Source organism: Streptomyces boncukensis (assembly GCF_011045075.1).
Taxonomy (GTDB): Bacteria; Actinomycetota; Actinomycetes; order Streptomycetales; family Streptomycetaceae; genus Streptomyces; species Streptomyces boncukensis.
Genome location: NZ_JAAKZZ010000239.1, coordinates 1 through 11,073 on the forward strand (window position 1 = coordinate 1; position 11,073 = coordinate 11,073).

11 protein-coding genes are annotated in these 11,073 nt (G+C 74.5%); 4 read left to right on the forward strand and 7 right to left on the reverse strand.

Going from position 1 to position 11,073, the window contains the following annotated elements:
- Positions 1-73: 73 nt before the first annotated feature.
- Positions 74-1,093, reverse strand: coding sequence for an NUDIX domain-containing protein (locus tag G5C65_RS21335; protein ID WP_165300503.1), 1,020 nt, complete (start codon positions 1,091-1,093; stop codon positions 74-76).
- Positions 1,094-1,386: 293 nt separating this feature from the next.
- Between G5C65_RS21335 and G5C65_RS21340 the strand changes: the two genes are divergently transcribed.
- A complete protein-coding gene (locus G5C65_RS21340; protein WP_165300504.1) occupies positions 1,387-1,713 on the forward strand; it encodes a DUF952 domain-containing protein in 327 nt (108 codons plus the stop codon).
- Positions 1,714-1,750: 37 nt separating this feature from the next.
- Here the strand turns inward: G5C65_RS21340 and G5C65_RS21345 are convergent, their stop codons facing one another.
- The gene (locus G5C65_RS21345; RefSeq protein ID WP_165300505.1) at positions 1,751-2,725 is read right to left on the reverse strand and encodes an ROK family protein; all 975 of its coding nucleotides are present in this window, start codon (positions 2,723-2,725) and stop codon (positions 1,751-1,753) included.
- A gap of 209 nt (positions 2,726-2,934) precedes the next feature.
- On the opposite strand from G5C65_RS21345, the gene G5C65_RS21350 reads away from it, so the two are divergent.
- Together G5C65_RS21350 and G5C65_RS21355 are read left to right on the forward strand one after the other, a co-directional pair.
- The gene (locus G5C65_RS21350; RefSeq protein ID WP_165300506.1) at positions 2,935-3,921 is read left to right on the forward strand and encodes a LacI family DNA-binding transcriptional regulator; all 987 of its coding nucleotides are present in this window, start codon (positions 2,935-2,937) and stop codon (positions 3,919-3,921) included.
- A 363-nt stretch (positions 3,922-4,284) separates the two neighbouring features.
- The gene (locus G5C65_RS21355) at positions 4,285-5,079 is read left to right on the forward strand and encodes an APH(3'') family aminoglycoside O-phosphotransferase (RefSeq protein WP_165300512.1); all 795 of its coding nucleotides are present in this window, start codon (positions 4,285-4,287) and stop codon (positions 5,077-5,079) included.
- Positions 5,080-5,092: 13 nt separating this feature from the next.
- Here G5C65_RS21355 and G5C65_RS21360 read toward each other — a convergent pair whose 3' ends face one another.
- Together G5C65_RS21360 and G5C65_RS21365 are read right to left on the reverse strand one after the other, a co-directional pair.
- Positions 5,093-6,001, reverse strand: a complete 909-nt coding sequence (locus G5C65_RS21360) for a PDR/VanB family oxidoreductase (protein ID WP_165300513.1) — start codon at positions 5,999-6,001, stop codon at positions 5,093-5,095.
- A 24-nt stretch (positions 6,002-6,025) separates the two neighbouring features.
- The gene (locus G5C65_RS21365; protein ID WP_165300507.1) at positions 6,026-6,655 is read right to left on the reverse strand and encodes an MSMEG_1061 family FMN-dependent PPOX-type flavoprotein; all 630 of its coding nucleotides are present in this window, start codon (positions 6,653-6,655) and stop codon (positions 6,026-6,028) included.
- Positions 6,656-6,812: 157 nt separating this feature from the next.
- Between G5C65_RS21365 and G5C65_RS21370 the strand changes: the two genes are divergently transcribed.
- A complete protein-coding gene (locus G5C65_RS21370; RefSeq protein ID WP_165300508.1) occupies positions 6,813-7,460 on the forward strand; it encodes a TetR/AcrR family transcriptional regulator in 648 nt (215 codons plus the stop codon).
- Positions 7,461-7,482: 22 nt separating this feature from the next.
- On the opposite strand, the gene G5C65_RS21375 is transcribed toward G5C65_RS21370, so the two are convergent.
- The 3 genes from G5C65_RS21375 to G5C65_RS21385 all read right to left on the reverse strand — a co-directional run bounded on the left by G5C65_RS21375 (position 7,483) and on the right by G5C65_RS21385 (position 10,890).
- Positions 7,483-8,784 carry a DUF6986 family protein gene (locus G5C65_RS21375; protein ID WP_165300509.1) on the reverse strand — a complete coding sequence of 434 codons (1,302 nt, stop codon included), beginning with the start codon at positions 8,782-8,784 and terminating at the stop codon, positions 7,483-7,485.
- A gap of 134 nt (positions 8,785-8,918) precedes the next feature.
- Positions 8,919-9,881: an electron transfer flavoprotein subunit alpha/FixB family protein gene (locus tag G5C65_RS21380; RefSeq protein WP_165300510.1), complete on the reverse strand. Its 963-nt coding sequence runs from the start codon at positions 9,879-9,881 to the stop codon at positions 8,919-8,921.
- Positions 9,882-10,104: 223 nt separating this feature from the next.
- Complete coding sequence (locus tag G5C65_RS21385; protein WP_165300511.1) at positions 10,105-10,890, reverse strand: electron transfer flavoprotein subunit beta/FixA family protein; 786 nt, start codon at positions 10,888-10,890, stop codon at positions 10,105-10,107.
- Between the last annotated feature and the right edge of the window lie 183 nt (positions 10,891-11,073).

Here is an 11,073-nt window from a genome sequence, read left to right on the forward strand (position 1 = left end):
GGCGACAGAGGTGTATAAGAGACCGATCTGGAGGCGGGGGTGCCGGTGGGCGGAAGCCGGGGTCGGCCGTCCCTCACCCCACCGGCACCCCCGCCTCCAGATACAGCGGGTGGCCCGCTCTGCGGGCGCGCAGGGCGCATCGCAGCCGGTCCAGGCGCACCGGCGGCAGCAGCCCCGCGGCGTCCTCCTCCGTGACGAAGCGCCAGCCCCGCAGCTCAGCGCTGGGCAGCAGCAGTGCGGCGGCGTCCCCTGCGGTCAGCCGTCCGCCGTCGAAGAGCAGCCGCAGTCCGCCGAACCCGGGCGGACGCGGCGGCTCCCAGTCCACGACGAGCAGCCGCGGCTCGCCGTGCAGCCGCAGCCCCAGCTCCTCGCCGACCTCCCGCACGCCCGCGAGGGCGGGAGCCTCGCCCGGCTCCACGACGCCGCCCGGGAACTCCCAGCCCGGCTTGTAGGTGGGGTCGACGAGCAGCACGCGGTCCCGCTCGTCGAAGAGCAAGACCCCGGAGGCCACCGTTTCGGCGGTCGGCTCCGGGGTCTGCACGATGTCCACGGCACCGGCTCCCGCGCGTATCGCGGAAGCCACGCGTTCCGCCGACTGGCGCGGGGTGAGCCAGGAGGTGTCCACCGTGTGCGCCTCGGCGGTGATCCAGGGGAGGGCGCTCGCGTACGGCTCCAGATGGCGCAGGCACCAGGAGCGGGCGGATTCGCCGTCGGCGGCGGCCCGCTGGTCGATACGGTCGCGGAGTATGGCCTCGGTCGCGTGCAGCAGCAGGTGCCGGACCGGGATCCGGCGGGAAGCGAGCGCCCCGAAGATCTCGTCGCGCACCTCGCGGTGGAGCAGCGTCATCGGTGTGACGAGCGGCCCCTGGACCTCGCTGAGCAGCGCCGCCGCGGTGTCCACCACGAGCCGCCGCCAGGAGGGCAGCTCCTGGAAGTCGTCGATCTGCCCGAGGCGTTCCTTGGGGAGCATCCTTCTCAGTCCGGCGCCGATGAGTCCGGGGTCGTAGAGCGTGCTGCCGGGGAGCAGGTCCAGGAGTTCGTACGCCGTCGTGGTCTTGCCCGCGCCGAAGGCGCCGTTCAGCCAGACGATCACGGTCGTCCCCCCTCTTCCGTCGTCCCCGTTCAGTTGCCCGCATCCCCGGGCCCCGGAAACGCGCCGGGTCGGCTCTGCCAGCACCGGAAGAGGCACGGCGCTCGCGCCCCGGCGCGCGCTACAGGCGCGCGAGACCCCGGATGCAGGGGGTTGCTGGCCACATCCGGCGCTGCTAGGAGGTGCTTCGAAAGCCCCGTGCGGCGCATGGGGCGGCCGGTGCGGCGAGAGCACGCCTGCGTGCGGGCGGTCCGCGCGGGGTTCCCCGGATGTCCGGCGCTGTCTAGCGTCGTGGCATGACGGAACTGCTGCACATCACGGAGCGCGCGCTGTGGGAGGCGGCCCGGGAGTCCGGGACGTACGAGATGTCGACGCGCGGGCGCACGCTGCGCGAGGTGGGGTTCATCCACTCCTCGCTGCGCCACCAGCTGCCGCCCGTCGCGCGGGCGCTGTACGGCGCCGACCCGGGCCCGACCGAGCTGGTGGTCCTCGTCATCGACAGCGACCGGCTGAATGTGCCCGTCCGCTACGAGCCCGCGGACCCGGGCGCGCAGAAGCTCCCGCATATCTACGGCCCGCTGCCGGTCAGCGCGGTCGTGGACGTGGAGCCGTGGCGGCCGTGACCCGGACGTCCCAGCCGCCGGGTCGGCAGCCGCCGGATCAGCGGCCGCCCGTCCCGCCGCCGCCCGTCCCGCCGCCGTCCTCCAGCAGCTTCCAGCACGCCGCGGCGGCGCCGACCAGGCCCGCGTCGGTGCCCATCTGGGCCGGGACGACCTCCAGCCCCTGGACGAAGGAGAGCGTGGCGTAGCGGCCCAGCTCGCGGCGCAGGGGCGCGAAGAGCACCTCCCCTGCGCCCGCGACACCGCCGCCGATCACGGCGATCTCGATCTCGACGAGCGTGGCGGTGGCCGCGATCCCGGCCGCGAGGGCCCGCGCCGCACGGTCGAAGGCGGCGATGGCCACCAGGTCCCCGGCGCGGGCCGAGGCGGCGACGGCGGCGGCCGACGCCTCGTCCCCGGGCGCCGGGCTCCAGCCCGCCTCGCCCGCGTACCGGGCGATGCTGGGGCCGCTCGCGAGGCTCTCCACACAGCCGCGCGAGCCGCAGGCGCAGATGCCGCCGTTCATGTCGACGGAGATGTGGCCGATGTGCCCCGCGTTGCCCGTCGGCCCGGGGTGCAGCTGCCCGCCGAGCACCAGGCCGCCGCCGACGCCGGTGGACACGACCATGCACAGCGCGTCCGAGCGGCCGCGCGCCGCGCCCTGCCAGTGCTCCGCGGCCGCGATGGCCACTCCGTCCCCGACCAGGGTCACCGGCAGCCCGCCCGCGCGCTCGCGCACCTGCGCGACGAGCGGATAGTCCCGCCACGCGGGGATGTTGACGGGGCTGACGCTGCCGGCCTTGGCGTCCACGGGGCCCGCGCTGCCGATGCCGACCGCGCCCGCGCGCGGCCAGTCGGCGGCCGCCGACAGCTCGTCGAGCACCTCGGTGACGGCCGCGCCCACCCGGTCGGCGGCGCCCGCGCGGGCCGGTGTGGGCCGCTGGGCGCGTACGAGCAGTCTGCCGCCGCCGTCCACCAGGGCGCCCGCGATCTTGGTGCCGCCGATGTCGAGTGCCGCGACGAGGTCGGTGTGCATGGGCAGTTGTCTCCTGGGGCGAGGGCCGCCCGAACGGGCAGCAGCGGACCGGACAAGTCTGATCCCTCTTGACAACGTTGTCCAGACCTCCGCTCCTGGGACTATGCTGCCCCGTGCCGCATCGAAAGGACTGGACTGACGTGGCCCACATTGCCCGCCGCCCCTCCGCACCGCGCCCGAATGGTGGCCGCTACGGCACCAGGCCCACAATGAAGGACGTCGCGGCGTACGCCGGCGTCGGCCTGAAGACGGTCTCCCGCGTCGTCAACGGCGAGGCGGGCGTCTCCAGCGACACCGAGCGCCGCGTCCAGGACGCGATCACCGCGCTGGGCTTCCGCCGCAACGACAGCGCACGCGTGCTCCGCAAGGGCAGCACGGCCAGCGTGGGGCTGGTCCTGGAGGATCTGGCCGACCCGTTCTACTCACCGCTGAGCCGCGCCGTGGAGGAGGTCGCGCGGGCACACGGCGCGCTGCTGATCAACGGCTCCAGCGCGGAGAACCCCGAGCGGGAGCGGGAGCTCGCGCTGGCACTGTGCGCGCGCCGGGTGGACGGACTCATCATCGTTCCGGCCAGCGACGACCACCGCTATCTGGAACCGGAGATCGCGGCCGGCGTCGCCACGGTGTTCGTCGACCGGCCCCCGGGCCGGATCGCGGCGGACATGGTGCTGTCCGACAGCGCCGACGGCGCCCGTGCGGGCGTCGCGCACCTGATCGCGCACGGCCACCGCCGTATCGGCTTCATCGGCGACCACCCGCGCATCCACACCGCGACGGAACGCCTGCGCGGCTACCGTACGGCGATGGCGGACGCCGGGCTGAGCACACCGGACGCCTGGGTCGCGCTGGGCGGCACGGCCCCGGAGCGGGTGCGCGGCGCCGCGGTGCGGATGCTGGCGGGCCCGGAGCCGGTGACGGCGCTGTTCGCGGGGAACAACCGGGTCACGGTCACCCTGGTGCGCGTCCTCGCCGAGCAGGAGCGGCCGGTGGCGCTGGTCGGGTTCGACGACTTCGAGCTGGCCGACCTGCTCTCCCCGCCGGTGACCGTCATCGCCCAGAATCCGGCCGAACTCGGGCGCAGCGCGGCCGAACTGCTCTTCCGGCGGCTGGACGGCGCCAGCGACGAGCCGCGCCGCGTCACGCGCCCGACCCGCCTCATCGCCCGTGGCTCCGGCGAGATTCCGCCGTCGGCCTGAGCCGGGCGGCCGGGCCGGTCCGCACCGGACTCGTCGGGCGGGGCGCCCCGAGCGCGGACCGCCCCGGCGCAGCGCACGTCCGTACCCCTCGGCCCCGCCGCCTCCGGCGGCGGACGGCCCTGGGCGGTCCGCCCGGCACCAGGGCCCTTCTGATGGATCTCCGTGGACGAAGGAGCGGCGTTCGGTGCGGCGAAGGGGGCACCCCCTGTTCGAGCGAAGCCGAGAGCCTGGGGGAGCGTGCCGGGCGTCGCGACGCCGCGGAGATCCATCAGAAGGGCCCTGGTGCCGCCGGACACCGCGACGCCGTGTGCCAGAGTGGCCGATGTGACTGCCACCGGCGAGCGTTCCGAACCCCGTCCCGCGGTGCCGGCGCTGCTGGACGCCGACGGGGACGCCGGCTGGCGCCCCGTGACCGCCGGCGAGTCGGGTGCCGCCGTCTTCCGCAGCGCGGACGGCGCCCGGTACGCCAAGTGCGTACCCGCCGCTGAGGCCGCCGGGCTCCGGGCCGAGCGCGACCGCGTCGCCTGGCTGGACGGCCAGGGCGTGCCGGGGCCGCGCGTGCTCGGCTGGTCCGCGGGGGACGCCGGTGCCTGCCTGGTGACCAGCGCGGTCCGGGGCGTCCCCGCGGACCAGGTGTCCGCCGCCGACCTGTGGGACGCCTGGGAGGGCATCGCGGACGCGGTCCGCGCCCTGCACGAGGTGCCCGGCGCACGGTGCCCGTTCCGCCGCGGCCTGGACCAGATGGTCGCCCTGGCGCGTGACGTCGTGGACCGGGGCGCGGTGCACCCGGAGTTCCTTCCCGCCGACCAGCAGCACACGCCCGCGGCGGAGCTGCTGGACCGCCTCGTCCCGCAGGTCGCGCTGCGGCGGGAGCAGGAGGCCGGCGACGCGGTCGTCTGCCACGGGGACCTGTGCCTGCCCAACATCGTCCTCGACCCGCGCACCCGTCAGGTGTCGGGCTTCGTCGACCTCGGCCGTCTCGGGCTGGCCGACCGCCACGCCGATCTCGCGCTGCTGCTCGCCAACGCGCGCGAGACCTGGCGGGACGAGGAGGGTGCGCGGGCGGCCGACGCGGCGTTCGCCGAGCGGTACGGCCTCGCGCTCGACGACGGCCGGCTGCGCTTCTATCTCCACCTCGACCCGCTCACCTGGGGCTGACCGCTCGGCCGGTTCACAGGTCCACGACGAGCCGCGGGCCCAGCGCGCGGGACACGCACGGGTACATACGGCCCTGCGGGGCGCCGATGTCGTCCCGGTGCTCGGGCTCCCCGTCGAGGACGGCGATCTCGCAGCTGCCGCAGACGCCCTCGCGGCACCCGGACCCCACGGGGCGTCCGGCGTGGGTGAGGACGTCCAGCAGCGACTCGTCCGCCGGCACCCGGAGGGTCTGCCCCGAGCGGGCGCACTCGACCTCGAACTCCTCGTTGGGCGCGAAGGACTTGGGCGCCGGGTGGAAGCGCTCCGTGTGCAGCCGTCCGGCGGGGAAGGCGGCCTCCGCCTCGGCGAGCATCGCCGGAGGGCCGCAGCAGTAGACCCGGGCCCCGGGCGGCAGCGCGGAGGCCAGGGCCGCCAGATCCGGCCGCCCCTGGCGGCGCGTGGCGACGATCCGCACCCGGTCGCCGTAGGAGGAGCGCAGTTCGTCGGCGAACGGCATGGTCGCGACGGACTGCCCCGCGTACACCAGGTCGGCCGGTACGCCCGAGGCCGCCGCCGCGCGCAGCATCGGCAGCAGCGGGGTGATGCCGATCCCGCCGGCGAGGAAGAGGTACGCCGGTGCGGGTTCGAGCCGGAAGTGGTTCCGCGGCAGCGAGACGCCGAGCGTGCGGCCCTGCCGCAGGAAGCGGTGGATGTACTCCGAACCGCCCCGGCTGAGGCGCTCGTTGCGGATCGCGACGCGGTAGGAGCCCCGGTCCGCCGGGTCTCCGCACAGCGAGTACTGGCGGGTCAGCCAGTTCGGCAGGGCCAGGTCGATGTGCGCGCCCGGCTCCCAGGGCGCCAGCGGCCCGGAGGCGCTCCGCAGGGCGAGGGAGACGACGTCCTCGGCGGCGCGGTCGATGTGGTCGACGACGGTCTGCTGCATGGGTGCGTTCATCCTGTGCCCTGGTCAGTAGAGTTTGCGGTAGGCGTCTTCGAGCCGGCGGTCGAACGCCTCCGGGTCGGCGCCGGGCGCGAACTGCGCGGCGGCCATCTCGCCCGCCGACGGCATCTCGTCGGCGAGGGCCTGGCTGCCGGGGTCCCACAGCCGGGAGCGGACGAGCGCGCGACCGCAGTGGAAGTAGACCTCGTCCACCTCGACGACGAGCGCCAGCACGGGCCTCTTGGCCTCGGTCTGCATCCGGGCGAGGACGTCGGGTTCGTCGGTGGGGTACGCGCGCCCGTTGACCCGCAGCGTCTCCCGCACCCCCGGGATGAAGAAGAGCAGCCCGATCCCGTCGTTCTCTGCGAGGTTGCGGAAGGAGTCGGCGATCTTGTTGCCGGGCCGGTCGGGGAGCGCCAGGGTGCGGTCGTCGAGGACCTTCGCGAACCCCGGGTAGTCGCCGCGCGGCGAGCAGTCGGCGCGGCCCTCCGCGTCCGCCGTGGCCATGGTCAGGAACGGCGCGTGGGCGATGAAGCGGCGGGCGTACACACCGATGTGGTCGAGGGTCTTGTCCCTCTTCTTCACGTCGGGTTCCCCGACCCGGCTGCGCACCTCGGCGGGCGACACCCGCCGCGGGCGCGTACTGGCATGCGTCATGAAGGCTCCTTCGGGCTCGGGACACGCGGACGAGGAAGCACGGCCCGGCATCGGCCGACGACCGTCATGCCCCGCTCCGCCGCAGGTCATGGCACTATTGTGAGCAATTACTCAGGTCGTGCGCTACTCGCATTCGCCGCGCCGCACAGGAGGTGCCATGCCATCGGACCGCCGCGGTCTTCAGCCACGTAAACAGCCTCGCCAGGTCCGGGCCCGGCTCACCCGGCAGCGCATCCTCTCCGGCGCTGCTCACGTTTTCGCCGAGTACGGCTACGCCGCGGGGACCACCAACCGGATCGCGGAGCGGGCGGGAGTCTCCATCGGCTCGCTGTACCAGTACTACCCGAACAAGGATGCGATCCTGGCCGAGTTGGCCGCCCGCCACCTGGAGGCCGGAACGGCCGCCGCGACCCGGCGCCAGGAGGAAGAGCCGCCCGCCGACCTGGAGTCGGTCATCCGGCTGTGTGTGCGCACGGCGACCGAGAACCACCACGACGACCCGCAGCTGCTGCGCGTCCTGATGGAGCAGGCGCCGCGCTCCCCCGAGTTGACCGCACGGATGGCCGACGACGAGCGGGCGCGGGTCGCCCACATCGAGCAGCTGCTCCGGGACCGCCCGGAGATCCGCGTGCCGGACCCGCACCTCGCCGCGCGGCTCGTCCTGACCTCGATCGGGTTCCTCGTCCACAAACTCGCCTCCGCGCCCGACCCCGTCCCCCTCCCCCGGCTCGAAGAGGAGCTGGTCGCGATGCTCACCCGCTATCTCACGGCCGCTCCGGACGGGACCGCGGAACCCCCGGCGTGACGCGGACGCGGGCGGCGGCTCATCAGCGCGCGCGTGCGGGCGCCGCGCGGCCCGCGAGGCGCTCCAGGCAGGCGCGGTCCAGCCCGGTCGCCTCCGCGACCTCGCCGGCGCCGAGCGCTCCGCAGTCCACGCCGCGCAGCAGGTAGTCGCCGAGCGCCCGCGCGGTGGCGGGCTCGTCCTGGACGTCCGTGGCGGTGCGCGCCACATAGGCGGCGAGGCGGTCGGCGGCGCGCGCCATCCCCGCGCGGTAGAACGCGTACACGGCCGCGTAGCGCGACACCAGGTGCCCCGGGTGCATGTCCCAGCCCTGGTAGTACGCGCGGGCCAGGGAGCGCCCCACGAGCCGGTGGTGGAGCCGCCAGGCCGCGTGCACCGCCTCCCGGCCGCCCACCGGCAGCACGTTGGTCGAGCCGTCCGACAGCCGTACGCCGGTGCCCGCGGCGGCGACCTGCATCACGGCCTTGGCGTGGTCGGCCGCCGGGTGGTCCATGGCCTGGTGGGCCGCGCTGACGCCGCAGGAGGCGCTGTAGTCGTAGGTGCCGTAGTGCAGCGAGGTGGCGCGGCCCCGGGCCGCGTCGATCATGCGCGCGACGGTGGCGCGGCCGTCGGGTCCCAGGATGGCCTGGGTGGTCTCGATCTGGATCTCGAAGCCGATGCGACCCGGTCCGAGCCCGTGTGCCTTCTCGAACTCCTCGCACAGCCGTGCCATCGCGGCGACCTGTTCCGCGTAGCTGACCTTGGGCAGGGTGAGCACCAGCCCGCCGGGCAGCCCGCCCGCCTCCATCAGGCCGGTGAGGAAGATGTCGAGGGTGCGGATGCCGCGGTCGCGGACTCCCGCCTCCAGGCACTTCATCCGGATGCCCGCCCAGCCCGGCGCGGCCCCGGCGCCGCTTGCGCCGCCGCCCCAGGCGGCGGCGAGCCGGGCCGCCTGCGCGGCGTGCTCGTCCTCCTCCGCGTCGCCGCGGACGCCGTAGCCGTCCTCGAAGTCGATCCGCAGGTCCTCGACCGGCTCGCGCTCCAGCTTGGCCCGGACGCGCTCGTGGACGGGCCGGGCGAGCGCCGGGTCGAGGTCCAGCACGGCCGCCAGAGACGCGGCGTCGGGGGCGTGCTCGTCCAGGAGGGCGCGGGCCCGCGCTCCCCACTCGCGCGGGGTGTCGGGGGTGACGGCGCCGGCGGGGACGTAGACGGTGTGCACGGGCTGGCGGGTCCCCGGGGCGCCGGGGAAGCGGCGGGCCAGCTCGGCGTCCACCTCCGCCAGGGACGCGGCGACGCCGTCCGTCACGGACTGCGCGAAGGTCGTGCTGGGCGTCCCGCCGTACGTCATCCGCACTCCTCAACAAATTGTTGAATCTGTGCGGCGAAGCTAGTGCGCGGCCGACGGGGCGTCAAGGGCCCCGGAACGCGGCCGGCCCCCGTGCGCGGCAGCGCGCACGGGGGCCGGCGGGACCGCTGCCCGGGTCAGCCCTTGCGGGCCTCGACCTCCTCGGTGAGCTGCGGGACGACCTCGAAGAGGTCGCCGACGACGCCGTAGTCGACCAGGTCGAAGATCGGGGCCTCGGCGTCCTTGTTGATGGCCACGATGGTCTTCGACGTCTGCATGCCGGCCCGGTGCTGGATCGCGCCGGAGATGCCCGCTGCGATGTAGAGCTGCGGGGAGACCGACTTGCCGGTCTGGCCGACCTGGTGCGAGTGCGGGTACCAGCCCGCGTCGACGGCGGCGCGGGAGGCGCCGACGGCCGCGCCGAGCGAGTCGGCGAGGGCCTCGATCAGCGGGAAGTTCTCGGCGCCGTTCAGCCCGCGCCCGCCGGAGACCACGATGGCCGCCTCGGTCAGCTCCGGGCGCCCGGTCGACTCGCGCGGGGTGCGCGCGGTGACCCTGGTGCCGGTGGCCCCGTCCGAGAAGGACACCGCGAGCGCCTCGACGGCCCCGGCGGCCGGGGCCGCCTCGGGCGCCGCGGAGTTCGGCTTGACGGTGATGACCGGGGTGCCCTTGGTGACGCGGGACTTGGTGGTGTACGCGGCGGCGAAGACGGACTGCGTCGCGACCGGGCCCTCGTCGCCCGCCTCCAGGTCCACCGCGTCGGTGATGATGCCGGAGCCGGCCCGGATCGCGAGGCGGGCCGCGATCTCCTTGCCCTCGGCGGACGAGGGGACGAGCACGGCGGCCGGGCGCACCGACTCGCAGGCCGCCTGCAGCGCGTCCACCTTCGGCGCGACCAGGTAGTCGGCGAACTCGGGCGCGTCGGCGGCCAGGACGCGGACGGCGCCGTACTCGCCGAGGGTCTTGGCGGCCCCCTCGGCGTTCGGCCCCAGGTGCACGGCGACCGGCTCGCCGACGCGGCGGGCGAGGGTCAGCAGTTCGAGGGTGGGCTTGCGGACGGCGCCGTCCACGTGGTCGACGTAGACAAGGACTTCAGCCATTACTACTCCTGGGCACATTTTCCGGAACCAGCCGGGTGAGGACATTGTCGCGGCTAGACTTCTGCGCGATGCCAATGGCACCGGGCAGGGCTTGCCCGTCATGAGGGCGTCTCGACGTCCGAGTGAGAAGCCCCTCGGGGCGGAGTCACGGGTGTGCTCTCCTGCCTTCGGAGCACACGGCGCCGGTGCGCGGGCCGCGTTGCAACCGACCCGCGCACCGGCCTCAGAGGAACTTCTGGCCGGCCAGGTAGTCGGCGAGCTGCTTGCCGCCCTCGCCCTCGTCCTTGACGACGGTGCCCGCGGTGCGCGCCGGGCGCTCGGCCGCGTCGTCCACCGCGGTCCAGGCGCCCTCCAGGCCGACCTCCTCGGCCTCGATGTCCAGGTCGTCCAGGTCCAGCGACTCGACCGGCTTCTTCTTGGCAGCCATGATGCCCTTGAAGGAGGGGTAACGGGCCTCGCCGGACTGGTCGGTGACGGAGGCGACCGCGGGGAGCGCGGCCTCCAGCTGCTCGGTGGCGGTGTCGCCGTCGCGCCGGCCGGTCACCTTGCCGTCCGCCACGGACACCTCGGACAGCAGCGTCACCTGCGGCACGCCCAGGCGCTCGGCGAGCATCGCGGGCAGCACGCCCATCGTTCCGTCGGTCGAGGCCATGCCGCAGACGACCAGGTCGTATCCGGTCTTCTCGACGGCCTTGGCCAGGACGTACGAGGTGCCCAGCACATCGGTGCCGTGCAGGTCGTCGTCCTCCACGTGGACGGCCTTGTCCGCGCCCATCGACAGGGCCTTGCGCAGCGCGTCCTTGGCGTCCTCGGGGCCCACGGTGAGCACGGTGATCTCCGCGTCATCCGCGTCCTCGGCGATCTGCAGCGCCTGCTCGACCGCGTACTCGTCCAGCTCGGAGAGCAGGCCGTCGACCGACTCGCGGTCGGTGGTCAGGTCCTCCGCGAAGCGCCGGTCACCGGTGGCGTCGGGCACGTACTTCACACAGACAACGATCCTCAAGCTCACGCCGGCTCTCCTACTGCTTCCTCGACATCGCGTCCCGGTCCGCTGGACCGGCGTCCGTCCACAATATTACTCGTCAGTACATCCGGCACTTCCCCCGTTCTCAAGGACCGCGAACTGTGACCTTGCCAACGGGAGGAGCGACCCTCCCAACTCCATCACGCGGGGCGGTGCGGGGCGAGGGGC